This is a genomic window from Paraburkholderia tropica (assembly GCF_014171495.1).
In the GTDB taxonomy this organism is placed as follows: domain Bacteria; phylum Pseudomonadota; class Gammaproteobacteria; order Burkholderiales; family Burkholderiaceae; genus Paraburkholderia; species Paraburkholderia tropica.
The window spans coordinates 562839-584983 of sequence record NZ_CP049134.1 but is presented as its reverse complement, the minus strand read 5'-3'; the positions used below and the strand labels follow the sequence as shown (position 1 = coordinate 584983).

The 22145-nt window shown below is 66.6% G+C and carries 23 protein-coding genes; 13 read left to right on the top strand and 10 right to left on the bottom strand.

All coding sequences use genetic code 11. The annotated features are described in order from the left end of the window. Positions 1–257 precede the first annotated feature (257 nt). The 5 genes from plsY to queG all read right to left on the bottom strand — a co-directional run bounded on the left by plsY (position 258) and on the right by queG (position 4618). On the bottom strand, positions 258–884 hold the full coding sequence (plsY, locus tag G5S35_RS02620; RefSeq protein WP_074981616.1) for a glycerol-3-phosphate 1-O-acyltransferase PlsY: 627 nt from the start codon (positions 882–884) through the stop codon (positions 258–260). A 185-nt stretch (positions 885–1069) separates the two neighbouring features. Next, entirely contained in the window at positions 1070–1561 is a 492-nt protein-coding gene (ybaK, locus tag G5S35_RS02615; protein ID WP_065057360.1) for a Cys-tRNA(Pro) deacylase, read from the bottom strand. Positions 1562–1606: 45 nt separating this feature from the next. After that, on the bottom strand, positions 1607–2671 hold the full coding sequence (xerD, locus tag G5S35_RS02610) for a site-specific tyrosine recombinase XerD (protein WP_183038540.1): 1065 nt from the start codon (positions 2669–2671) through the stop codon (positions 1607–1609). Further along, positions 2668–3162, bottom strand: a complete 495-nt coding sequence (locus G5S35_RS02605) for a methylated-DNA--[protein]-cysteine S-methyltransferase (protein WP_065057358.1) — start codon at positions 3160–3162, stop codon at positions 2668–2670. Before G5S35_RS02605 ends, xerD begins: the two co-directional genes overlap by 4 nt. 196 nt (positions 3163–3358) lie before the next feature. Then, positions 3359–4618 carry a tRNA epoxyqueuosine(34) reductase QueG gene (queG, locus tag G5S35_RS02600; protein WP_237181357.1) on the bottom strand — a complete coding sequence of 420 codons (1260 nt, stop codon included), beginning with the start codon at positions 4616–4618 and terminating at the stop codon, positions 3359–3361. Between the two features lie 161 nt (positions 4619–4779). Between queG and tsaE the strand changes: the two genes are divergently transcribed. Together tsaE and G5S35_RS02590 are read left to right on the top strand one after the other, a co-directional pair. Continuing rightward, positions 4780–5391 carry a tRNA (adenosine(37)-N6)-threonylcarbamoyltransferase complex ATPase subunit type 1 TsaE gene (tsaE, locus tag G5S35_RS02595; protein WP_124262540.1) on the top strand — a complete coding sequence of 204 codons (612 nt, stop codon included), beginning with the start codon at positions 4780–4782 and terminating at the stop codon, positions 5389–5391. Further along, positions 5373–6956 carry an N-acetylmuramoyl-L-alanine amidase gene (locus tag G5S35_RS02590; RefSeq protein ID WP_183038538.1) on the top strand — a complete coding sequence of 528 codons (1584 nt, stop codon included), beginning with the start codon at positions 5373–5375 and terminating at the stop codon, positions 6954–6956. Before tsaE ends, G5S35_RS02590 begins: the two co-directional genes overlap by 19 nt. Positions 6957–7072: 116 nt before the next feature. Here the strand turns inward: G5S35_RS02590 and G5S35_RS02585 are convergent, their stop codons facing one another. After that, positions 7073–7978, bottom strand: coding sequence for an EamA family transporter (locus G5S35_RS02585; protein ID WP_065057187.1), 906 nt, complete (start codon positions 7976–7978; stop codon positions 7073–7075). 290 nt (positions 7979–8268) lie between these two features. On the opposite strand from G5S35_RS02585, the gene G5S35_RS02580 reads away from it, so the two are divergent. From G5S35_RS02580 to G5S35_RS02565, 4 genes are all read left to right on the top strand, one after another. Continuing rightward, positions 8269–9153, top strand: a complete 885-nt coding sequence (locus G5S35_RS02580) for a pirin family protein (RefSeq protein ID WP_065057186.1) — start codon at positions 8269–8271, stop codon at positions 9151–9153. A 57-nt stretch (positions 9154–9210) separates the two neighbouring features. Continuing rightward, on the top strand, positions 9211–10059 hold the full coding sequence (gene trxA / locus G5S35_RS02575; protein WP_065057185.1) for a thioredoxin: 849 nt from the start codon (positions 9211–9213) through the stop codon (positions 10057–10059). Between the two features lie 169 nt (positions 10060–10228). Continuing rightward, the gene (locus tag G5S35_RS02570) at positions 10229–10786 is read left to right on the top strand and encodes a nucleotidyltransferase domain-containing protein (RefSeq protein WP_124262542.1); all 558 of its coding nucleotides are present in this window, start codon (positions 10229–10231) and stop codon (positions 10784–10786) included. Next, on the top strand, positions 10786–11223 hold the full coding sequence (locus G5S35_RS02565) for a hypothetical protein (RefSeq protein WP_074981609.1): 438 nt from the start codon (positions 10786–10788) through the stop codon (positions 11221–11223). The genes G5S35_RS02570 and G5S35_RS02565 overlap by 1 nt, the downstream gene beginning before the upstream one ends. 7 nt (positions 11224–11230) lie before the next feature. On the opposite strand, the gene G5S35_RS02560 is transcribed toward G5S35_RS02565, so the two are convergent. Then, on the bottom strand, positions 11231–12121 hold the full coding sequence (locus tag G5S35_RS02560; protein WP_124262543.1) for a tRNA threonylcarbamoyladenosine dehydratase: 891 nt from the start codon (positions 12119–12121) through the stop codon (positions 11231–11233). A 199-nt stretch (positions 12122–12320) separates the two neighbouring features. Here G5S35_RS02560 and pdxH point away from each other — a divergent pair, with 199 nt between their 5' ends. The 3 genes from pdxH to G5S35_RS02545 all read left to right on the top strand — a co-directional run bounded on the left by pdxH (position 12321) and on the right by G5S35_RS02545 (position 15829). Beyond that, on the top strand, positions 12321–12962 hold the full coding sequence (gene pdxH, locus G5S35_RS02555; RefSeq protein WP_065057181.1) for a pyridoxamine 5'-phosphate oxidase: 642 nt from the start codon (positions 12321–12323) through the stop codon (positions 12960–12962). Between the two features lie 176 nt (positions 12963–13138). Next, positions 13139–14353, top strand: a complete 1215-nt coding sequence (locus G5S35_RS02550) for an SAM-dependent methyltransferase (protein ID WP_183038537.1) — start codon at positions 13139–13141, stop codon at positions 14351–14353. A gap of 105 nt (positions 14354–14458) precedes the next feature. Beyond that, complete coding sequence (locus G5S35_RS02545; RefSeq protein ID WP_237181322.1) at positions 14459–15829, top strand: DUF72 domain-containing protein; 1371 nt, start codon at positions 14459–14461, stop codon at positions 15827–15829. 56 nt (positions 15830–15885) lie between these two features. On the opposite strand, the gene msrA is transcribed toward G5S35_RS02545, so the two are convergent. Next, a complete protein-coding gene (gene msrA / locus G5S35_RS02540; RefSeq protein WP_110325495.1) occupies positions 15886–16434 on the bottom strand; it encodes a peptide-methionine (S)-S-oxide reductase MsrA in 549 nt (182 codons plus the stop codon). 203 nt (positions 16435–16637) lie between these two features. Between msrA and G5S35_RS02535 the strand changes: the two genes are divergently transcribed. Then, positions 16638–17150 (top strand): flavin reductase family protein, encoded by a 513-nt coding sequence (locus G5S35_RS02535; RefSeq protein WP_065057178.1) that lies wholly within the window; start codon positions 16638–16640, stop codon positions 17148–17150. Positions 17151–17231: 81 nt separating this feature from the next. Here G5S35_RS02535 and G5S35_RS02530 read toward each other — a convergent pair whose 3' ends face one another. Then, positions 17232–17741 (bottom strand): Lrp/AsnC family transcriptional regulator, encoded by a 510-nt coding sequence (locus tag G5S35_RS02530; RefSeq protein ID WP_065057177.1) that lies wholly within the window; start codon positions 17739–17741, stop codon positions 17232–17234. 131 nt (positions 17742–17872) lie between these two features. Between G5S35_RS02530 and kynB the strand changes: the two genes are divergently transcribed. Genes kynB through kynA form a run of 3 tightly spaced genes read left to right on the top strand, consistent with a single transcriptional unit; the run spans position 17873 to position 20770 of the window. After that, positions 17873–18514, top strand: coding sequence for an arylformamidase (gene kynB / locus G5S35_RS02525; RefSeq protein ID WP_183038536.1), 642 nt, complete (start codon positions 17873–17875; stop codon positions 18512–18514). Positions 18515–18543: 29 nt separating this feature from the next. Then, the gene (gene kynU / locus G5S35_RS02520) at positions 18544–19794 is read left to right on the top strand and encodes a kynureninase (protein ID WP_124262544.1); all 1251 of its coding nucleotides are present in this window, start codon (positions 18544–18546) and stop codon (positions 19792–19794) included. Positions 19795–19804: 10 nt separating this feature from the next. After that, positions 19805–20770, top strand: coding sequence for a tryptophan 2,3-dioxygenase (gene kynA / locus G5S35_RS02515; RefSeq protein ID WP_176080393.1), 966 nt, complete (start codon positions 19805–19807; stop codon positions 20768–20770). Between the two features lie 116 nt (positions 20771–20886). On the opposite strand, the gene purM is transcribed toward kynA, so the two are convergent. Then, positions 20887–21948 (bottom strand): phosphoribosylformylglycinamidine cyclo-ligase, encoded by a 1062-nt coding sequence (gene purM / locus G5S35_RS02510; protein WP_074981599.1) that lies wholly within the window; start codon positions 21946–21948, stop codon positions 20887–20889. Positions 21949–22145 lie beyond the last annotated feature (197 nt).

The window sequence follows — 22145 nt, the reverse complement described above, 5'->3', positions numbered from 1 at the left end:
CGCGAGTACGTATGGCAATAAGAAAATGACATACGGGTTAACGGCCCGCCGGCAGACGACTTAAGGCGCTTTTTTGGTGCAAATGCGCACAAAATGCAGTCAAACGTCTGACAAATGCGCGCAACTGATCAGACGACACGCGCAGAAAATGCGCGTCGGTTCACAACTCGAACATCTTTTTAGGGCGCCGCGCCGCGCTTGCCTCGCGGCGGGCTCCGCTTTGGCCTGTCTGGCCCATTTGATTTTGCGGCGCGCGCTCACTCGCTCGCGGCGGCGGCCTTCTTCTTTTTATCGCCGATACGGCTTTCGGTGCCGTTCATCAGCTTGCCGATGTTGGCGCGATGGCGCCAGAACAGCAGCGCGCTCATGGCGAGAATCGCGAGCGCAATCACGTGCGGGCCGAACATGAAGACGTCGAACAGCGGCGCGAACACGGCGGCGGCCAGCGCCGCCAGCGACGAATAGCGCGTGAAGAAGGCGACGATCAGCCAGGTGAGCAGCGTCAGGCCGCCCAGCAGCGGATTGATGGCGAGCAGCACGCCCGCGGCCGTCGCCACGCCCTTGCCGCCCTTGAAGCGGAAAAACACCGGATACAGATGGCCGAGGAACACGGCGATGGCGGCGAGCGCGACAGCCGTATCGCCGAGACCGAAACGCGGCCCGAAACGCACCGTGAGCCAGACGGCGAGCCAGCCCTTGAACGCGTCGCCGATCAGCGTGAGGATCGCGGCCTTTTTGTTGCCGCTACGCAGCACATTGGTCGCGCCCGGATTGCCGGAGCCGTAGGAGCGCGGATCGTCGAGGCCCATGAAGGCGCTCACGATCACCGCGAACGAAACCGAGCCGATCAGATAAGCCAGAACGGCGACGAACAGGTTGTACATGCACGAAACCCGAAGTAATGAAAACGAAACGTGAGACGAAGCGCGCGGGGCCCGGCCCGCAGCCAATGCCCGCAACGGCCGCGCCGCGGCGGCGAAGGCGCCCATTCTACCGAAGCGCGGGCGCGCCTTGATGGCGCGCCAGGGTAATCAGGGAGCGTACCGGCCCGCGTGCGGTGCGCCGGAGCTTATTCGACGCTCGCGCACTGAACCGGCTTCGCGTCGAGCAGCGACGTCAGCACGGCGGGTGCGAGGCTCACCAGATAGCCGCGTTTGCCGCCGTTGAGCCAGATTTCGTCGAGATCGAGAATCGTCGCTTCGACGTAGACCGGCATGCGTTTTTTGGTCCCGAACGGCGAAGTGCCGCCGACCAGATAACCCGAATGGCGGTTCGCGACTTCGGGCTTGCAGGGCTCGACACGCTTCGCGCCAATCTGCCGCGCGAGATTCTTGGTCGACACCTTGCGGTCGCCGTGCATCAGGACGATGAGCGGCTTCGCGTTCTCGTCTTCCATCACGAGCGTCTTGACGACGCGGTGCTCGTCCACGCCGAGCTGGCGCGCGGACTCGCCCGTGCCGCCATGATCGACATATTCGTAAGGATGCTCGCCGAACGCGACGCCCGCGCGGCGCAGCATCTGCGTGGCGGGCGTTTCGGAGACGTGTTTCGATTTGCTCATGGCGCGCATTGTAATGCGCGAGCGGCGTGGGCCGCGCGCTCGCGCTCAGCCGCGCGGGTGATGCTTCTGATGCAGCAGACGCAGACGCTCGCGCGCGACGTGCGTGTAGATCTGCGTGGTGGAGATGTCGCTGTGGCCGAGCAGCATCTGCACCACGCGCAGATCGGCGCCGTGATTGAGCAAATGCGTGGCGAACGCGTGGCGCAGCGTGTGCGGCGACAGCGGCGCGTGCACGCCCGCGTTCATCGCGTGACGCTTGATGATGTGCCAGAACTGCTGGCGCGTCATGCCGTCGGCGCGCGCCGTCACGAACAGCGCGTCGGCCGGACGCGGGCCGAGCAGCGCGGGCCGCGACTCGCGCAGATAACGCGTGATCCACGCCGACGCCTCTTCGCCGAACGGCACGAGACGCTCCTTCGAGCCCTTGCCGAGCACGCGCACGACGCCTTCGTTCAGGCCGACTTCCACGGTCTTGAGCGTGACGAGTTCGGTCACGCGCAGTCCGCTCGCGTACATCAGTTCGAGCATCGTGCGGTCGCGCAGCCCGAGCGGCGTGGCCACGTCGGGCGCGTTGAGCAGCGCTTCGACCTGCGCTTCGGTGAGCGTGGTGGGAAAACGCGGCGGCTGTTTCGCCGAACGCACGCGCACGGTGGGATCGACGCTCACGCGCCGCTCGCGCAGCGCCCAGCCGTAGTAGCGCCGGAATACCGACAGCCGACGATTCGCCGACGTCGATTTGTCCTCCTTGCGGCGCGCGCTGTAGGCGTAGAGATCGTCTTCGTGCACGCCGTCGAGGCCGTGCTGGCGCGCGCGTGCGAGCCACTCGGCGAACAGGCGCAGATCGCGCCGGTAGGCGTCGAGCGTGTTGCGCGAGAGACCGTGTTCGAGCCACATGGCGTCGCAGAACGTGTCGATGGCGAGCAGGCTCGTGGCGAGCGTGGCGGAAGCGGCGTCGGAAAGCGGCGCGGCCTCGTCTACGTCGCTTGCGTCGCTTGCGTCGATGTGCCCGATGGGATCGGCATCGTCGAGGTCTTGCGCATCGTCCTCGAAACCGGCTTCGTGATCTTGCGCGTCTTCGTGCGAGTTTTCGTGCGCGGGGGTGTTCGTCATCGGATTCTTACGCCTTCATGGGCGAGCAGCCAGCGTTTGACGTCGCGGAAAAAACCGTCGCCGCCGTGGTGATTGAAGCCGCCGATGCCGCTCGCCGCGACCACGCGATGGCACGGAATCACGATCGGCAGATAGTTCGAGCCGCACGCCTGCCCCACCGCGCGCGCGCTGATGCTGCCGACGCGTTGCGCAAGTTCGCCGTAAGTCAGCACCGCGCCCGCCCCGATCGAGCAGATGCCGTCCCAGACGCGGCGCTGAAAGGCCGTGCCAGGCGACGCGAGCGGCAGATCGAACGACGCCGACGCATCGTCCAGATAGCGCGCGATCTGCGCGGCGGCCAGTTCGGCGAGTGCGGAATCCGGCGCGACACCCGGCGTCGAAGCGGGCAGATAGTGGATTTCGCGCACGCCGTCCGCGCTCGTGACGATGCCGACCTTGCCGAACGGTGCATCGATCACCGCGTTGTAGACGCGCGGCGCGAGCTTGCGCAAGGCCTGCCGGCTCGGCGTACGCGCGGACGCATCGGCGGAAAGATCTGCGGGCGCGTTCGCGGGAATGTTGGCAGCGGCGCGCATCGCCGCGTCTTCCGCGTCGTCCCACAGTGAATACGTTGCCGATGCGCTTGCCAATGGTTTCCTCATCGCCGCTCTCCTTGAATCGCCGCGCCGGTTCAATCGATCATGCCGATCATGCTGCTTCCAGCGCCCATTGCACATGTTCGCGCACGACCGCCGATTCGTCCTGCGCGCGCGCACGCAGCGCATCGACGATGGCTTCGCGGCGCGCGTGTGTTTCGCTTGTCTCGCTTGTTTCGCTTGTTTCGCTTGTTTCGCTTGTTCCGGTCGCGTCGTCCACACGCGGCGCGCGCAGCGCATTGCCCATCGCCACCGCGATATTGCGCGACCAGCTTTCGTAACCGATACGCCGGATCGCGCTGCCCTGCATGCGCTCGTCGAACTGCGCCGCGCTCCAGCCGAACAGCTCGACGAGACTCGCGCGGTCGAGCCCGTGGCGCACGTCGAAATCGGCGACCGGCGCGGCCTTCGCGAACTTGTTCCACGGACACACGAGCTGACAGTCGTCGCAACCATAGACACGATTGCCGATCAGCGGCCGCATGTCCAGGGGAATGCTGCCTTTCAGCTCGATCGTCAGATACGAGATGCAGCGGCGCGCATCGACGCGATACGGCCCGGTGATCGCGCCCGTCGGACACGCGTCGATGCAGCGCGTGCAACTGCCGCAATGCGCGCCGGGCGTTTCGGGGGCGGCGCTGGCCGGATCGTCCGCGTCGGTCGGCAGCGGCACATCGACGTAGATCTCGCCGAGAAAGAACAGCGAGCCCGCGTCGCGCTGAAGCAGCAGCGTGTGCTTGCCGCGCCAGCCGATGCCCGCCTTCTGCGCGAGTTCCACTTCGAGCACAGGCGCCGAGTCGGTGAAAACACGAAAGCCGAATGCGCCGATCTCGCCTTCGATGCGCTCCGCGAGTTGCTGCAAACGCGCGCGCATGACCTTGTGATAGTCGCGTCCGCGTGCGTAGATCGACACCACGGCGGCGTGCGGGTCGGCGAGACGCGCATGTTCGCGCTGACGCCAGTCGTCGTGGATGGCGTGCCCGCGACGCCCTTCATCCGCGCCTTGCGAAGCGCTTTCGGCAGGCTGACCTGTTGCATGCTCCGTGGCCGCGGTCGTCGACGGATCAAGCGTGGCGGCCGGCAAATAGGCCATGCGCGCGGTGATGACACGTCGCGTACCGGCAACGAGCTCGGCGGGCCTGGCGCGTTTCATCCCATGTTTGGCCATATAATCCATCTCGCCGTGGCAGCCCGCTTCGAGCCACGCGGCAAGGCCCGCCTCGGCATGGGACAGGTCGGTGTCGCTGATACCGATCGCACCGAACCCCAGCTCGCGTCCCCATGCGCGGATTTGCGTTTCGAGCGCGGCCAGTGCCGCTGCGTCGAGCGTCGCCGACGCGCCGGCGCCCTGCGTCTGCTGCGCGCACGACGATGCACGCGACGCACTCGCCTTGTCAGGCGCGCGCGCGGCCTCTGCGGCCAATGTCTGGTTCAACGGGGAATGCGAGGGGTTCATCACGCTATTTTACGAGAATGCCCGACACGCCCGGTCACGACCACGCGAGCCTGCCCGCCGCTCCTGTTCTGCTCGAACGCCGTTTCGAGCTTGCGGATGAAAGCGCCACCGATGCGTTCGGCGCGCGTTTCGCGCACGCGCTCGACGCGGTGCGCACCGCCAGCACGCAAGTTTCCCGCCAGCCTGCCGACAATACGGCCAGTTCCGCACGCCACGCAGCCGTCAACGCATTCGGCGGCCTGCACGTTCAGCTTCTCGGCGACCTCGGCGCAGGCAAGACCTCGCTCGTGCGCGCCGCGCTGCGCGCGCTCGGCCACAACGGGCGCGTGCGCAGTCCGACGTACACGCTCGTCGAACCCTACACGGTCGCAAGCGCGAGCGGGGAACTCCAGCTTTATCACTTCGATCTGTATCGTTTCAGCGACCCGGCCGAATGGGCCGACGCCGGCTTTCGCGAATATTTCGCGCAAGGGGCGGTGTGTCTCGTCGAATGGCCGCAACGCGCGGGCGGCCTGCTCGGCGTGCCGGACCTGGTGTTCCAGCTCGAACCCGGCCCGGACGGCGAAGGCCGCGTGCTCACCGCGTACGCATACAGCGCATCAGGAAAGGCATGTCTAGAAAGATGTTAATCAAACCGTTCCGCTCGATCGAATCCGCCGCCACCGCCACGCACAACTGGCGGCGCCGGCAGATTCTGAAGGCGGGCGCGTCCACGCTGGTGCTCGGCCTCGCGGCACCGCGCCTCGCCTGGGCGACCTCGGTCATGGGCGTGCGCGTGTGGCCCGCGCGCGACTACACGCGCGTCACGATCGAATCCGATCAGGCGCTGACGACCACGCAAACGCTGCTGCAGAATCCCGACCGCCTCGTGGTCGATCTGAGCGGCCTCGACCTCGACGACGCGCTCAAGAATCTCGTCTCCAAGATCACGCCGAACGATCCGCAGATCCAGGCCGTGCGCGTCGGGCAGTATCAGCCGCACGTCGTGCGCATGGTGTTCGACCTGAAGGGCTCGGTGAAGCCGCAGGTGTTCACGCTGCAGCCGGTCGGCTCGTACAAGTACCGGCTGGTGTTCGACCTGTATCCGGCCGTCGCGCCCGATCCGCTCATGGATCTGCTCGCGCAGACCGAGCACAAGCAGCAGCAGCTCGACGCCCACGAGGCGATGCGCCAGAACACGCCGCCCACGCCGTCCACGCTCGCGGGTCCGAACACGCCGCCGCGCCACGACAACAGCGAAGACTTCTTCCAGCGCTACGCGCAGAACGACGGCGGCACGGCTTCGGGATCGTCGGGATCGGCGGGATCGGCGGGATCGGCGGGACCGTCGTCGCCGCGTCCCGTGCCGCCGGTGCCGCCGGCGGTCGTGGTCAAGCCGAAGCCCGCGCCGAAGCCGCCCGTCGTCGCCCAGACCGACGACGACTCCGACAAGGACGACGACAACTACGGCTTCACCGCGCCGAAGTCCGGCAAGGGCGGCACCACGCGCCTGCTCACGGTCGCGATCGACCCCGGCCACGGCGGCGAGGACCCGGGCGCGATCGGCGGCGGCGGCACCTACGAGAAGCACATCGCGCTCGACATCGCCAAGCGCCTGCGCGCCAAGATCGACGCCCAGCCCAACATGCGCGCGATGATGACGCGCGACGCCGACTTCTTCGTGCCGCTGAACGTGCGCGTGCAGAAGGCCCGCCGCGTGGGCGCGGACCTGTTCGTGTCGATTCACGCCGATGCGTTCACCACGCCCGCCGCGCGCGGCTCGTCGGTGTTCGCGCTTTCCGAGCACGGCGCGACCAGCGCGGCCGCGCGCTGGATGGCGAACAAGGAAAACTCGTCGGACCAGATCGGCGGCATCAACGTGAAGACGGCGGACGCCGCCGTCAACCGCGCGCTGTTCGACATGTCGACGACGGCGCAGATCCGCGACTCGCTGCGCTACGGCGGCTTCGTGCTCAACGAGGTCGGCGAGATCAACAAGCTGCACAAGGGCTCGGTCGAGCAGGCCGGTTTCGCGGTGCTCAAGGCGCCCGATATTCCGTCGATCCTCGTGGAAACCGCGTTCATCAGCAATCCCGAAGAAGAGCAGAAGCTCAACGACGAGGCCTATCGCGACAAGATGGCCAACGCGATCATGAAGGGCATCAAGCGCTATTTCGCGGCCAATCCGCCGCTCGCGAAGAGCCGCATGACCTGATCGATCGACGCGTCAGATGCGAAAACGCCGCGCCTTCCTTGCGGAAGCGCGGCGTTTTTTCATGCGCCGATGCCGCGAACTCAAATGTGCGTGTTCAGCTGCGTGTGAGGTGCGTGTCAGGTGCGCGCCGCCACCAGACGCTGCCTGACCCAGCCGCCAAACACGTTCACGCCGAGGCCCGCCATCACGAGCGCCGCGCCGCCGATCTGCGCGGCGCTCAGACGCTCGCCGAGCAGCAGCGCGGCCGCCGCGAGCCCGACGATCGGCACCAGCAGCGAGAACGGCGCGACCTGGCTGGCCGGATACTTCGCGAGCAGACGGCTCCAGAGGCTGTAGCCGAGTATCGTCGCGATGAACGCGAGATAGACGATCGCGCCGATCGAAGTCATGCCGATGCCTTCGAGCGCGGTTTCGATGCGCTGCGGCCCTTCCATGAAATACGAGAGCACGAGGAACGGCAGCGGCGGAATCAGGCTCGCCCACACCACGAGGCCGACCAGATCGACCTTGCCCACTTTCTTCGTGACGATATTGCCGAGCGCCCACATGCAGGCCGCGCACAGCGTGAGGATGAAGCCCGCGGCCGTCATGGTCTGCACGCCCACGCCTGCCGCCGCCGTCGATTGCAGGCCGATCAGCGCCAGGCCGCCCGCCGCGATCAGCAGGCCGATGACGTTCTGCGCGCGAAACCGCTCGCCGAGAAACACGGCCGCGAACACCAGCGTGAAGAACGCCTGCGCCTGCAGCACGACCGAGGCGAGTCCGGCGGGCATGCCCACGTACATCGCCGTGAAGAGAAACGCGAACTGGCCGAACGAAATGGTCGCGCCGTAGGCGAGCAGCCAGCGCAGCGGCAGTTTGGGACGCTTCACGAACAGCACCGCCGGGAACGCCGCCAGCATGAAGCGCAGCGCGCCGAGCAGCAGCGGCGGCACGCCGTGCAGACCCACCTTGATCACGACGAAATTCACGCCCCACGCGATCACCACCACCAGCGCCAGCAACAAATCCTTCGGCGACATCTCTCCGGCTCCCTCTATTGTTCTGTCGAATCTGTCAGTTTAGCGGCTGCGGCGCGTGCTCGCCCAGCCGGACAAATTGCGTCGATGCCGGCCGGGCGTGCGTCCCGTGCCTCACGAAGCCCGAGCGGACGCCTTACACGCTGCTTCGCGCTTGCCGACACAGCGCCGAAGCGGGCGTTAGAATGAGCGCCAGTCCGCGCGCGCAGCGCAGGCGCGGCCGCTCTGCCGCCCTGCTGCCCCGCCGCCTTGCCCCACTCATTCGAACCGTCCGGCTCATCAAGGAAGCGTCCATGTCCTCATCGATCAAAGCGGTCCTCAAGCCTCATCAGCGCGACATCGGCAACCTGTACGTGCGCCGCGTGCTGCCGGCCATGGCCGCGCGACTCGTCGGCCCGTTCATCTTCTTCGACCACATGGGCCCGGCCACGCTCGCGCCCGGCGCGGGCGTCGACGTGCGTCCGCATCCGCACATCGGCCTCGCCACCGTCACCTATCTCTACGACGGCGCGCTGATGCATCGCGACAGCCTCGGCTCGGAGCAGAAGATTCTGCCCGGCGACGTCAACTGGATGACGGCCGGCCGCGGCATCGTCCATTCCGAGCGCACGCCCGACGAAAACCGCGCCACCGGCCTCACGATGCACGGCATCCAGACGTGGGTCGCGCTGCCGCTCGATCACGAGGACGTCGAGCCGTCGTTCTTCCATCACGAAGCCGCGACGCTGCCCGAAATCGAGCGCAACGGTGTGACGCTGCGCGTGATCGCGGGCACGGCGTTCGGCGCGACTTCGCCCGTCGAGACCTTCTCGGGCACGCTTTACGTGGCCGCCGACTTCGCGCCCGGCAGCGCCATCGCGCTCGAACCCGAGCACGAGGAGCGCGGCGTGTATCTGGTCGAAGGCGACCTGTCGATCGACGGCACGCCGCTCGACCAGCACAGCATGGCGGTGCTGGTGCCGGGCGAAACGGTCACGCTCGCGAGCGCGAACGGCGCGCGCGTGATGCTGCTCGGCGGCGAAAAGCTCGAAGGCGAACGCTTCATCGAATGGAACTTCGTGGCCAGCTCGCGCGCGAAGATCGACGCCGCGAAGGCCGCGTGGACGCGTCAGGAAATGGGGCAGGTGCCCGGCGAAACCGAATGGATTCCGCTGCCCGAGAAAAAGCCCGCGCATTGAAGCGCGGCGATTCGCCCCCATCTTCACGCGTGACTGCCAATTCCCAACGAGGACGCAATGGATACCACTCTGGCCACTTTTGAAAGAGACGTGATCGAAGCGTCGGCGCTCGCGCCGGTGCTGGTCGACTTCTGGGCGCCGTGGTGCGGCCCGTGCAAATCGCTCGGCCCGATGCTCGAAAAACTCGAAGCCGAGTACGCGGGCAAATGGCGGCTCGTCAAAGTGAATGTCGACGAAAACCAGGAGCTGGCCGCGCACTTCCAGGTGCGCAGCATTCCGCACGTCGTCGCGTTCGCCGACCGCCAGGCCGTCGACCAGTTCATCGGCGTGCTGCCCGAAGGCCAGCTGCGCGAGTTCATCGACCGGCTGATTCCCGATTCGGCGCAGGCCGCGCGCCAGGTCGCGCAGCAGGCCATCGAGGAAGGCCGCCGCGAGGACGCCTATGAAGCGCTGCAGGCCGCGCTCGCCTACGACCCCGGTTTCGACGACGCGCGCATGGACCTGATCGAGATGCTGCTCGCCGACAATCGCGCCGACGAGGCGCACAACGAAGTCGATCTGCTCTCGCCGAAGACCACGCAGGGCATCGACGCGCGCTTCAACGCGCTGAAGACGCGTCTCGACGCGCTCGACGCCGCCGCCGATTTGCCGCCGACCGACGCGCTCGAAACGCGCGTGGCGAACAATCCGGACGATCTGGAAGCGCAGTTCGATCTGGCGAGCGCGCTGATCGCGCGGCGCAAATACGCCGGCGCGCTGGAGCATCTGCTGGAAATCGTGAAGCGCGACCGGACGTTCCGCGAGGATATCGGCCGCAAGACGATGCTGTCGGTGTTCGATCTGGCCGCGCATCAGCCGCAACTGGTGAGCGAGTGGCGGCGCAAGCTGAGCGCGACGTTGAACTGAGCGGCGCTTGCCTGGTTGAGCGCGCCGCGCCGGATGGAGAAGCGCCACGGGAGACCGTGGCGTTTTTTTTGACGGCGAATCCTTAAAAGAGGGACGGTTGGCCTTGAATTGAGGATCAACATGTAAATCCTTATAATGGGGATAAATATCCCTATTTTGAGGATTTATCGTGAGCCTCGCTGATTTCCTCTTCACTGCGGGCATGCAACGCGTGCTGGGCGCCACGCTGCTGCAACCCGAGCGCAGCTTCACGCTTCAGGAACTGCTGCGTCTCGCGGACAGCGGACGTGGCAGTGCGCAGAAACAGGTCGATCGTCTGATCGAGGCGGGCGTGCTGCGCGAAGATGCGCGGCGCGGCCGCCAGCGCAGCATCCGCGCGAATACCGAATTTGTGCTGTATCCCGAACTGCTCGGCATCGCGCGCAAGTCGTTTGCCGTGGTGGAGCCGCTGAAAGAAGCGCTCGCGCCGTTCGCTGCGCGTATCGATTCGGCGTTCGTGTTCGGCTCAGTGGCGAAAGGTACCGACGGCGGCCGCAGCGATATCGACCTGATCGTGGTCGGCAACGTGCCGCTTCTTGAAGTCGCCGAGGCGATGCACACCGTCGAACAGGATTTGCTGCGCCCCATCAACTTTTCGTTGTATGAGCCGGGTGAATGGGCGGCGCTCGTGCAGTCAGATCCCGTCATGGCCCAGATCGTTCAGGGCCCCACTCTGACGATACTGTGATGACGCGCCCGCCCGAATACGACAATCTCATCAAGACGAAAGCCTTCGAAGCCGTGGCCCCGACGCCCGGCGCCATCGCGGGCTTCCTGCGCAACGCGGCGGACTATCTCGTCACCGCCGAAGGTCTGGACCCCGAACGACATTTGCAGATCTTCACGCTGGCTTACGAGGGCTATTTCCAGCTGGTGCAGGCCACGCTGGAGTTCTACGCGGTGCGCACGCGCGACGCCGGACGCAACCTCGCCATCCAGCGCGTGTCCACGTCATTGGGCGTGAGTGCGGCGGAATTCGCCTTCATCACGAAGGCTCATGAGCGGCGCAACGGCACGTCGTACGTGTCGCCGTTTCCGCCGGTCTCGAAGGCCGAGGCGGCAGCCATGCTGGAGATTCTGCGCGCCTACCTGCCGGTCGCTCGCGCGCTAACCGGCGCGCATTGAGTTCCGATTACCCCGCCGCCCGCGCATTCGCCTGATGCGCCAGCGTCCGCAGCACATACGCCGCCGCTGCGAACCCGAAGCTCGCCGTCACGCAGACGCTCGAACCGAACCCCGCACAGTTGAGCCCGACCGGCCCGTGATGGCCCGGCGAGGTCGTCAGGTGTTCGGCCTCGTTGTCGACATCGCACACCGCCGCTTCCGGATAGATCAGCGGTTCGTCGGAGTACACCGCGCTCACCTTGAAGCGCGCCTTCGGCCCGCGCGGAAAGCCATGATGCTTGCGCAGTTGCCCGCGCACCTTCGAAAGCAGCGGGTCCTGGATCGTCAGCGCGAGGTCGTCGATGCGGATACGCGTCGGGTCGAGCTGCCCGCCCGCGCCGCCCACGGTGATGAGCGGCACGCGATGCTCCACGCACCACGCGATCAGCGCGGTCTTGGTGCGCACGCTGTCGATGGCGTCCACCACGTAATCGAATCCGCCGCCCAGCAGCGCGTCGAAATTCGACGGCTCGACGAAGTCCTCGACGAGCCGCACGTCGCAGGCCGGATCGATCAGCTTGATGCGCTCAGCCATCGCCTCGACTTTCGGCTTGCCGTAGTTGCCGTCGAGCGCGTGAATCTGGCGGTTGGTGTTGCTTTCGGCGACGTTGTCGAGGTCGATCAGCGTGAGCGTGCCGATGGCGCTGCGCGCAAGCGCCTCCGCCACCCACGAGCCCACCCCGCCGATGCCGATCACGGCAATGTGCGCGCGCTCGAACGCATCGAGGGCGGGTGCGCCGTAAAGCCGCGCCACGCCGCCGAAGCGACGGGCCCGGTCAGCAACATCCGCGGCGAGGCTCGCGGTAAGATCAGCGGGGCCGGCGGCGCCGGCGACAGGGGAAATCGGGGTACTGGACATGGCGGTAGCAATCGTAAGCGGACCGGCGCACTGCCCCGGTCCTCGCGAGACCCGTATTTTGCCTGATCGCGCCCGAGCTGGCCGGACGCGGCCGCATCGCTGCGGGTCCGCCGCCGTGGGCAGGCCGCCGAACCGTCGTTCGCGTCCCTATTTCCGCCTCTTCGATATACTTGTTCGCACTGAAGCGTCTGCATAAAACATGACCTCCCTCGCCGACCTCCGCAAGAACTACTCGCTCGGCTCGCTCGACGCCGCCGACGTCGACCCCGATCCCATCCGCCAGTTCCACACCTGGTTCGCCCAGGCGCTGGACGCGAAGCTGCCCGAGCCGAACGCCATGACGGTCGCCACCGTCGACGCGCAAGGCCGCCCCGCCGCGCGCATCCTGCTGATCAAGGGCGTGGACGAGCGCGGCTTCGTGTTCTTCACGAACTACGAAAGCCGCAAGGGCCGCGAACTGGGCGCCAATCCGCATGCGGCGCTGCTGTTTCACTGGGTTGAACTCGAGCGTCAGGTGCGCATCGAAGGCGCGGTCGAAAAGACCAGCGAGGCGGAAAGCGAGGCGTATTTCCAGTCGCGTCCGCTCGGCTCGCGCATCGGCGCCTGGGCGTCGGAGCAGAGCGCGGTGATCGAAAGCCGCGAGCAGCTCGAAGCGCGCGAGCGCGAAATCAGCGCGCAGTACGGCGAGAATCCGCCGCGTCCGGCGCATTGGGGCGGCTATCGCGTCGTGCCGACGGCGATCGAATTCTGGCAAGGCCGTCCGTCGCGGCTGCACGACCGCATTCGCTACGTGCGTGAGCACGCAGCCGACGCCTGGCGCATCGAGCGCCTCGCGCCGTAAGGCATCAGGCACATCGCTTCAAACGCGCCGCCCACGCGGCGCCGTATCAGCCACACCCGCCGTACCCCGGCGCGGCGACCGACGCCGCCGCGCCGCCCCGTTTTGGCTTCATCGCTGGCATCGCAATTCGCTTGTGTCTTTGGGCTTCACTCGTTCATCGGACAGGGAGAAAACGCATGTTCTGGGAGAAAAAACTCGCGCAATGGGTCGACGAAGTGCGCAACAAGGCCAACCTGCCCGCGCGGCTCGTGCTCTGGAGCGGTCAGCAATACGACTTCGGGAATTTCGCCGCGCCGCAGGTCACGCTGAAGGTCAATAGCGCGGCGGCGCTGCCGCTGCTGCTCGAACCGAGCCTCGACAATCTCGGCGAGGCCTACGTGAAGGGCAAGATCGACATCGAAGGCAAGCTCGCCGACATCATCAACATCAGCTATTCGCTCGCCCGCAACACGGTCACGAGCGCCAGCAAGCTCGCGCGCGTGCGCCGCTATTTCACGCACTCGAAGACCACCGACAAGCGCGCGATCCAGTATCACTACGATGTCTCGAACGACTTCTACAAGCTGTGGCTCGACGAGAACATGGTCTATTCCTGCGCCTACTTCGAGAACGGCGACGAAGACCTCGCCACCGCGCAACTGAAGAAGATCGATCACATCCTCACCAAGATCCAGTTGCAGCCGGACCAGACGCTGCTCGACATCGGTTGCGGCTGGGGCGCGCTCGTGCTGCGCGCCGCGCAGAAGTTCGGCGCGCGCTGCGTGGGCGTGACGCTTTCGCAGAACCAGTTCGATCTCGCGACGCAGCGCGTCAAGGACGCGGGCCTGCAGGACCGCATCGAGATCCGTCTGCAGGATTACCGCGACGTCACGGGCCAGTTCGATCGCATCACGAGCGTGGGCATGTTCGAGCACGTCGGGCGCAAAAATCTGCCGGGCTACTTCACGAAGGTGCGCGAACTGCTCGCCGACGACGGCGTCGCCATGAATCACGGCATCACGTCGAGCGACGCGGAAAGCGGCGAGACAGCGCTGGGCGGCGGCGAGTTCATCGACCGTTACGTGTTCCCGGACGGCGAACTGCCGCATATCGGCCTCGCGCTCGAAGCGGCGCAGCGCGGCGGACTGGAGGCGGTTGACGTGGAGAGCCTGCGCCGTCACTATGCGCACACGCTCGACCTCTGGGCGGACAATTTCGAGGCGCGCGCGCAGGAAGCGAAGCAACTCGTCGACGACGAGAAGTTCCGCATCTGGCGCGTCTATCTGGCCGGCTGCGCGTACGCGTTCGAGCACGACGACGTGTCGATCTATCAGATCGTCTGCCGCAAGGCCGGACGCAGCGCGACGACGCTGCCCTGGTCGCGCCGCTACATGTACGAGAAGCCGCTGTAACACGGGGCGACGGCGCGGGCGGCGCGCAATACGGATTCGCCGCCCGTCCGCGCCAGGCGAACGGCGCTTTTTTGCCACCGGCCTTTCGCCACTGACCAGACGAGCATGAACGAACGCGACGACGGCCTTTTCGGCGCCCTGGAGAACGACGGTTCCGGCCTCGCGCCTGAGGGTGGATCGAGCGCCGGATCGACCACACGCCGACCGCGCGAACGCCGCACCGCGCGCGCGGTGGACACAACGCCCAGGGGCGAACCGCCGCAAACCGATCTGTTCGGCTTCGTGCCGCCCGAACTGCCGAAGCGCGCCAAGACCGCCGATGTCGCCAACGCAAGCGCCGACAGCGACCCCGCGCCAAAACCGAAACGCCCCAAACCCGCTCCGACGTCCGAATCCGGCGATACCCCGCCCGCCCCGAAGCGCCGCGCGCGCGGCGTGCTGCCCGCCGAACTCGCGCAAGACGTGCTCGATCTCGGCGCCGAACTGCCCGCAGGCGTGCGTCTGGGCACGTCGTCGTGGTCGTTTCCGGGCTGGCGCGGCCTCGTCTACGGCGACGACTACAGCAATTCGAAGCTCGCCCGCGACGGTCTTGCCGCTTACGGCGCGCATCCGCTGTTGCGCTCGGTGAGCATCGACCGCTCGTTCTACGCGCCGCTCACGGTCACCGACTACCTGCGCTACGCGCAGCAGGTGCCGGACCACTTCCGCTTCATCATCAAGGCGCCCGCGCTCATCACCGACGCCAGCGTGCGCGGCGATCGCGGCGAGCCGGTCTCGGCCAATCCCTGCTTCCTGAATCCCGAGCTGGCCGCGCGCGAATTCGTCGAGCCGTGCCTCGCGGGCCTCGGCGCGAAAGCGGGGGCGCTGGTGTTCCAGTTTCCGCCGCTGACCGACCAGTTGCTCGCCGATCCGACGACCTTCGTCGAGCGCCTCGCCGCGTTTCTGGCCGCGCTGCCGCCGCTCCCGGCACCGGCCGCCGACGCCGCGCCGGGCGATGCGACCTGCTACGCCGTCGAGATCCGCGACGCCATCCTGCTCACGCCGCGCTTCGTGCGCATGCTGCGCGCGGCGGGCGTGCGCTACTGCGTGGGCCTGCACGCGCGCATGCCCGACCCGCTGCGCCAGGCCGCCGCGCTCGCGCTGATGGACGGCGAAGCGCCCGCCGGTCCGCTGATCGTGCGCTGGAGCCTGCACAGCGGCTTCAAGTACGAGCAGGCGAAGGCGCGCTACGAGCCGTTCGACAAGCTCGTCGACGAAGACCCGCACACGCGCGACGCGCTCGCCGAACTCGCGGCACGCTACGTGATCGCGGGCCAGCCGGTACTGATCACGACCAACAACAAGGCCGAAGGCTCGGCGCCGCTGACCTGCCAGAAGCTCGCGCGCGCCATCGTCGATGAAGTGCAGCGTCTGCGTGCCGAAGCGGCCACCGATGTCGCCGACATCGCCGCCTCCATCGATTCGTCCGCGCAATAAAAAACGGCGGACGCCGCAAAGCGCCCGCCGTTTTCATCGGCTATCCAGTCGGAAGATCAGTCAGCCTTGAGCCGATGCGCGAACTTCTGGCGGAATTTCGCCACCTTCGGCGCCACCACGAACGCGCAGTAGCCCTGATCCGGGTGCTGCGCGAAGTAATTCTGGTGATACGCCTCGGCCGGGAAATAGTTGCCGTCGAGCGGCAGCACCTGCGTGACGATCTTGCCGTCGTAGACGCCCTCGGCCGCCAGCTCGCGAATGGCCTGTTCGGCGATATCGCGCTGCGCATCCGAATGCGTGAAGATCGCCGAGCGGTATTGCGTGCCGACGTCGTTGCCCTGGCGGTTCAACTGGGTCGGATCGTGAATCGCGAAGAAGATGTCGAGAATCTCGCGATAGCCGATCTTCGCGGGATCGAAATCGACCTTCACGACTTCGGCGTGGCCGGTTTCGCCGTCGCAGACCTGCTCGTAGGACGGGTTCGTGGTGTGGCCGCCCGCGTAGCCCGATTCGACCGCGAGCACGCCGTCTACGCGCAGAAATACCGCCTCGAGGCACCAGAAACATCCGCCGCCGAGCGTGGCCGTTTCGACTGTCTGACTCATGCTGAACTCTCCTGTGATGGGGCGCCGGCGCTGCGCCGCGCCGGCTTCGCACGCCGCGCATGGCGCCACGCCGCCCCAGGTAACCCGGCGCGCGAGTGGGTGTACAGCCTGTCGCGCGCCGCTTTTCGCTAAAATTGGGGCAATCCGCTGAAATTCCACATGACTTTGCTGATCGCCACCCATTACGCCGAAGGCGCGCAACGATGACCCGCCGCGCCAGCCCGCCCAATTTCGACGCCGCCGCCTTCCGCCGCGCGCTCGGCCAGTTCGCGACCGGCGTCACGGTCATCACGACCCAGGCGCCCGACGGCTCGCTGATCGGCATCACCGCGAGTTCGTTCAACTCGGTGTCGCTCACGCCGCCGCTCGTGCTCTGGAGCCTCGCCACGCGCTCGGCCTCGATGCCGGTGTTCCGCAGCAACAGCCATTATGTGGTGAATGTGCTCGCGGCGTCGCAGCTCGACCTGTGCAAGCGCTTCGCCACCGTGAAGGGCGACCGCTTCGAAGGCGTTTCGCACGCGGCCGGCGACACCGGCATGCCCGTGCTCGACGGCGCCATCGCCTGGTTCGAATGCCACAACCGCAGCCGCTACGACGAAGGCGACCACGTGATCTTCGTCGGCGAAGTGGAGCGTTGCGGCGTGCGCGAGGATCTCGACGCCGACTCGCCGCTGGTCTTCCACGGCGGCGGTTTCCATCGGCTGCAATCGCTTTAGGCGGATCGCAGGCACGATCCGCCGCGCCAACGCCAAGGGCCGCTCGAAGCGGCCCTTTTTACATCGGCGCGTGCAAAAACGTCAGACCGGTGCCGTCTTCTGCTCGGCGCGCTGCGCGATCAGATCGACGGGCACGCCCGCCTCCACCTTGAGCGTCGTCAGCACGATGTTCGAGCGGATGTCCATCACGCCGGGCGCCTTGTAGAGCTTGTTGAGCACGAAGTCCGAGTAGTGCTTGAGGTTGTGCGCGAGCACCCGCAGCAGGTAATGCGTTTCCCCGGTCACGACGTACGCTCCCACCACCTCCGGCCAGTCGCGCAGCGCCGTCACGAAGCGCTCGTGCCAGCTTTCCTGGTCGTTGCGCATCGACACCTGCACGAAGGCTTCCATCTCGAAACCGAGAATCTCCCGGTTCAGACAGGCGCGATAGCGCTCGACCACGCCTTGCTCTTCGAGCAGGCGCAGTCGCCGCAAACACGCGGACGGCGACAGTGAAATGCGTTCGGCCAGATCGAGGTTACTGATGCGGCCCTCGTTCTGCAGCACGGAGAGAATCCGGCAATCGGTAGCGTCGAGCGAGATAGCGTTCATATTTGGTCTCCTTTCCCGTCTTGTAACAAATTATGTGCCAAGAACTGTAGCTTGCGGCGTTTTTTTCGCAAGCACATTTCGCGGCGGGTTGCCTATCATTCGAAAAATAACGAGACAACCTTGTCAGCAAGATGAACGACCTCTGGGACATTTCCCCGCCCATCCACCCCGCAACGCCCGTCTGGCCGGGCGATACGCCCGTGACCGTCGAGCGCGTCTGGCGCATGGAAGCGGGTTCGCCGGTGAACGTGGCGCGCGTCACGCTTTCGCCGCACACCGGCGCGCACACCGACGCCCCGCTCCATTACGACGCCGACGGCGCGCCCATCGGCGAGGTGCCGCTCGATACGTATATCGGCGCGTGCCGGGTGATCGACTGCGTCGGCGCGACGCCCGTCGTGCTGCCCGAACACGTGCAGGCCGCGCTGGACGGCATCCCGCCGCGCGTGCTGCTGCGCACTTACGCGAGCGCGCCGCAGGACCGCTGGGACAGCGCGTTCTGCGCGGTCGCGCCCGAAACCGTCGATCTGCTCGCGGCGCACGGCGTACGGCTGATCGGCATCGACACGCCCTCGCTCGACCCGCAGGAATCGAAGACGATGGACGCGCATCACCGCATCCGCGCGCATCGCATGGCGATCCTCGAAGGCGTGGTGCTCGACGCCGTCGCGCCCGGCGACTACGAACTCATCGCGCTGCCGCTCAAATTCGCGACGCTCGACGCCAGCCCCGTGCGCGCCGTGCTGCGCGCGCTGCCGGCATCGGCAAACTGACTCTCCTCCCCACCGGAATTGCATCGACCATGAACGACCGACACGCAGCCCTCGCGCTCGACCGCGCCGACCCGCTCGCCGCGCGGCGCGACCAGTTCGCGCTCGCGCCCGATACCATTTATCTCGACGGCAACTCGCTCGGCGTGCCGCCGAAAGCGAGCGCCGCGCGCGCCCAGGCCGTGATCGGCGGCGAATGGGGCGAAGGCCTGATCCGCAGCTGGAACACAGCGGGCTGGTTCGCGCTGCCGCGCCGCCTCGGCAACAAGCTCGCGCCGCTGATCGGCGCGGCCGAAGACGAAGTCGTGGTCACCGACACCATCTCGATCAATCTCTTCAAGGCGCTCTCCGCCGCGCTGCGCGTGCAGAACGCGCGCGATCCGAAGCGTCGCGTGATTGTCTCGGAACGCTCGAATTTCCCGAGCGATCTGTACATCGCGCAAGGCCTGATCGAGCAGCTCGATCGCGGCTACGAACTGCGTCTCGTCGACGACCCGAGCGAATTGCCCGCGGCGATCCGCGAGGACGTCGCCGTCGCCATGATCACGCACGTGAACTATCGCACCGGCGAAATGCACGACATGCGCGCGCTCACGGAGCACATCCACGCGCAAGGCGCGCTCGCGCTCTGGGATCTCGCGCATTCCGCGGGCGCGGTGCCGGTCGATCTGAATGGCGTGAACGCCGATTACGCGGTCGGTTGCACGTACAAGTATCTGAACGGCGGCCCCGGCTCGCCCGGTTTCGTGTGGGTGCCCAGGCGCAATCAGAACACCTTCTCGCAACCGCTGTCGGGCTGGTGGGGGCACAAGTCGCCGTTCGAAATGAATCCGCAATATCGTCCCGACGACGGCATCGGCCGCTATCTGTGCGGCACGCAGCCGATCATTTCGATGGCGCTGGTCGAATGCGGCCTCGACGTGTTCCTGCAAACGGGCATGCCGGCGATCCGCGAAAAATCGCTCGCGCTGACCGATCTCTTCATCGAACTGGTGGAGACGCGCTGCGCCGGTCTCGACCTCACGCTCGTCACGCCGCGCGAGCATGCGCGCCGCGGCTCGCACGTGAGCTTCGAACACCCGCACGGCTATGAAGTGATGCAGGCGCTGATCGCGCGCGGCGTGATCGGCGACTATCGCGAGCCGCGCGTGCTGCGCTTCGGCTTCACGCCGCTCTACATCGGTTACGCCGATGTCTGGGACGCCGTCGAAACGCTGCGCGACGTGCTCGCCACGGAACAATGGCGCAAGCCGGAATTCGCCGCGCGCGGCGCGGTGACCTGAGGAACGCACGATGAACGACCACATGCAGATTCCCGGCGTGCCCGAAGAGACGAATGCGTCGAACGACGCGCCGCGCGGCGGTTGTCCGTTTGGGCATGGCGCGGCGACGGCAGCGGCACCGGCTCACACGGAGGCAGCACCGGCCGCCGAACAGGGCGACGGCTGGCACGACGCGCAACTCGACTTCTCGAAGTCGATGAGCTACGGCGATTACCTCGGCCTCGACAAGGTGCTCAACGCGCAGCATCCGCTCTCGCCGGATCACAACGAGATGCTGTTCATCGTCCAGCATCAGACGAGCGAATTGTGGATGAAGCTCGCGCTCTACGAACTGCACGCCGCGCTCGCGAACGTGCATCGCGACGAGCTGCCGCCCGCGTTCAAGCAGCTCGCGCGCGTCTCGCGCATTCTCGAACAACTGGTGCAGGCGTGGAACGTGTTGTCGACCATGACGCCTTCGGAGTACACGTCGATGCGGCCGTATCTGGGCGCTTCGTCGGGCTTCCAGTCGTATCAGTACCGCATGATCGAGTTTCTGCTCGGCAACAAGAACGCGCAGATGCTCAAGCCGCACGAGCATCGGCCCGAAATCCACGCGCAGGTGAAGGCGACGCTCGACGCGCCCTCGTTCTACGACGAAGTGATCCGCCTGCTCGCGCGGCGCGGGTTCGCGATCGCGCCCGAGCGGCTCGCGCGCGACTGGACGCAGGCGACGGAGCACGACAGCAGCGTCGAGGCCGCGTGGCTGGAGATCTACCGCAATCCGTCGAAGCACTGGGATCTGTACGAAATGGCCGAGGAACTCGTCGATCTCGAAGACGCGTTCCGCCAGTGGCGTTTCCGCCACGTGACCACGGTCGAGCGCATCATCGGCTTCAAGCAGGGCACGGGCGGCACCAATGGCGCGCCGTATCTGCGCAAGATGCTCGATGTCGTGCTGTTTCCGGAGCTGTGGCACGTGCGCACGGTGCTGTGACGCGCGACGCTCGCGCGCCGTAAACGACATCGCGCCGGTTCGGCGGGCTTCTTTCGGGAAGCCTCGCCGAACCGGCGCGATGGTTTCAGACTGCCTTCTTAGCCGGCTGGACCCGCTCAGACCACCACGGTCTGCGCTTCGCCTTCCTTGCTTTCGCGCACGACGCCGATCTTCCAGACCTGCTCGCCCGCCGCCGCCAGCAGCGACGCGGCCGCATCGGCCTGATCCGCCGCCACGATCACGGCCATGCCGATGCCGCAGTTGAACACGCGGTGCATTTCCGCGTCGGCGACACCGCCTTCCTTCTGCAGCCACAAGAACAGCGGCGGCAGCGGCCATGCCGCGTGATCCAGTTCAGCCGTGAGGCCTTCGCGCAGCACGCGCGGAATGTTTTCGACCAGACCGCCGCCGGTGATGTGCGCCATGCCCTTCACGTCGACGGTTTCCATCAGCTTGAGCAGCGGCTTCACGTAGATGCGCGTGGGCGCCATCAGCGCGTCGCCCAGCGAGCGGCCGTCGAAGTCGGCGTTCAGGTCGGGGTTCGCGCGCTCGATGATCTTGCGCACGAGCGAGAAGCCGTTCGAGTGGATGCCGCTCGACGCGAGGCCCAGCACCACGTCGCCGGGGACGATCGTGCTACCGTCGATGATCTTGCTCTTTTCCACGGCGCCGACCGCGAAGCCCGCGAGGTCGTATTCGCCGTCCGGGTACATGCCCGGCATTTCGGCCGTTTCGCCGCCGATCAGCGCGCAGCCCGACAGCTCGCAGCCCTGCGCGATGCCCTTCACGACCGTGGCCGCCGTGTCGACGTCCAGCTTGCCGCAGGCGAAATAGTCGAGGAAGAACAGCGGCTCGGCGCCCTGCACGAGAATGTCGTTCACGCTCATCGCGACGAGATCCTGGCCGACCGTATCGTGTTTGTTCAGATGAAACGCGAGGCGCAGCTTGGTGCCCACGCCGTCGGTGCCCGAAACGAGCACCGGTTCCTTGTAACGCTTCGGCACTTCGAAGAGCGCGCCGAATCCGCCGATGCCGCCCATCACGCCTTCGCGCAGGGTCTTCTTCGCAAACGGCTTGATGCGGTCGACGAGCGCGTCGCCCGCGACCATGTCGACGCCGGCGTCGGCGTAGGAGAGGCCTTGCGCCTGATTAGCGGGGCCGGATTTCGGTTGATTCATGGGGAAGTGCCAGAAGGTCGGTAAAATGCGATTTTAACCGATTGCAGGTGCCCCGCCGCCGCGGCTGGGGCGAGTATTTTGGAGACGGGCGGCGAGACGCCGCCAGGAATGCGCCGGCCGCGTGCTGTCAGCCCCGCTGAGCCGCGCCCGGACACGCATCGAGCACGCCTGGGCGCGCGCATGCCGCACGATCGCGC

Excerpts from the sequence above, each read along its gene's own strand:
- plsY (WP_074981616.1), bottom strand. The coding sequence starts at position 884 with ATGTACAACCTGTTCGTCGCCGTTCTGGCTTATCTGATCGGCTCGGTT.
- ybaK (WP_065057360.1), bottom strand. The coding sequence starts at position 1,561 with ATGAGCAAATCGAAACACGTCTCCGAAACGCCCGCCACGCAGATGCTG.
- xerD (WP_183038540.1), bottom strand. The coding sequence starts at position 2,671 with ATGACGAACACCCCCGCGCACGAAAACTCGCACGAAGACGCGCAAGAT.
- tsaE (WP_124262540.1), top strand. The coding sequence starts at position 4,780 with ATGCCCGACACGCCCGGTCACGACCACGCGAGCCTGCCCGCCGCTCCT.
- G5S35_RS02590 (WP_183038538.1), top strand. The coding sequence starts at position 5,373 with ATGTCTAGAAAGATGTTAATCAAACCGTTCCGCTCGATCGAATCCGCC.
- G5S35_RS02585 (WP_065057187.1), bottom strand. The coding sequence starts at position 7,978 with ATGTCGCCGAAGGATTTGTTGCTGGCGCTGGTGGTGGTGATCGCGTGG.
- G5S35_RS02580 (WP_065057186.1), top strand. The coding sequence starts at position 8,269 with ATGTCCTCATCGATCAAAGCGGTCCTCAAGCCTCATCAGCGCGACATC.
- trxA (WP_065057185.1), top strand. The coding sequence starts at position 9,211 with ATGGATACCACTCTGGCCACTTTTGAAAGAGACGTGATCGAAGCGTCG.
- G5S35_RS02565 (WP_074981609.1), top strand. The coding sequence starts at position 10,786 with ATGACGCGCCCGCCCGAATACGACAATCTCATCAAGACGAAAGCCTTC.
- G5S35_RS02560 (WP_124262543.1), bottom strand. The coding sequence starts at position 12,121 with ATGTCCAGTACCCCGATTTCCCCTGTCGCCGGCGCCGCCGGCCCCGCT.
- pdxH (WP_065057181.1), top strand. The coding sequence starts at position 12,321 with ATGACCTCCCTCGCCGACCTCCGCAAGAACTACTCGCTCGGCTCGCTC.
- G5S35_RS02550 (WP_183038537.1), top strand. The coding sequence starts at position 13,139 with ATGTTCTGGGAGAAAAAACTCGCGCAATGGGTCGACGAAGTGCGCAAC.
- G5S35_RS02545 (WP_237181322.1), top strand. The coding sequence starts at position 14,459 with ATGAACGAACGCGACGACGGCCTTTTCGGCGCCCTGGAGAACGACGGT.
- msrA (WP_110325495.1), bottom strand. The coding sequence starts at position 16,434 with ATGAGTCAGACAGTCGAAACGGCCACGCTCGGCGGCGGATGTTTCTGG.
- G5S35_RS02535 (WP_065057178.1), top strand. The coding sequence starts at position 16,638 with ATGACCCGCCGCGCCAGCCCGCCCAATTTCGACGCCGCCGCCTTCCGC.
- G5S35_RS02530 (WP_065057177.1), bottom strand. The coding sequence starts at position 17,741 with ATGAACGCTATCTCGCTCGACGCTACCGATTGCCGGATTCTCTCCGTG.
- kynB (WP_183038536.1), top strand. The coding sequence starts at position 17,873 with ATGAACGACCTCTGGGACATTTCCCCGCCCATCCACCCCGCAACGCCC.
- kynU (WP_124262544.1), top strand. The coding sequence starts at position 18,544 with ATGAACGACCGACACGCAGCCCTCGCGCTCGACCGCGCCGACCCGCTC.
- kynA (WP_176080393.1), top strand. The coding sequence starts at position 19,805 with ATGAACGACCACATGCAGATTCCCGGCGTGCCCGAAGAGACGAATGCG.
- purM (WP_074981599.1), bottom strand. The coding sequence starts at position 21,948 with ATGAATCAACCGAAATCCGGCCCCGCTAATCAGGCGCAAGGCCTCTCC.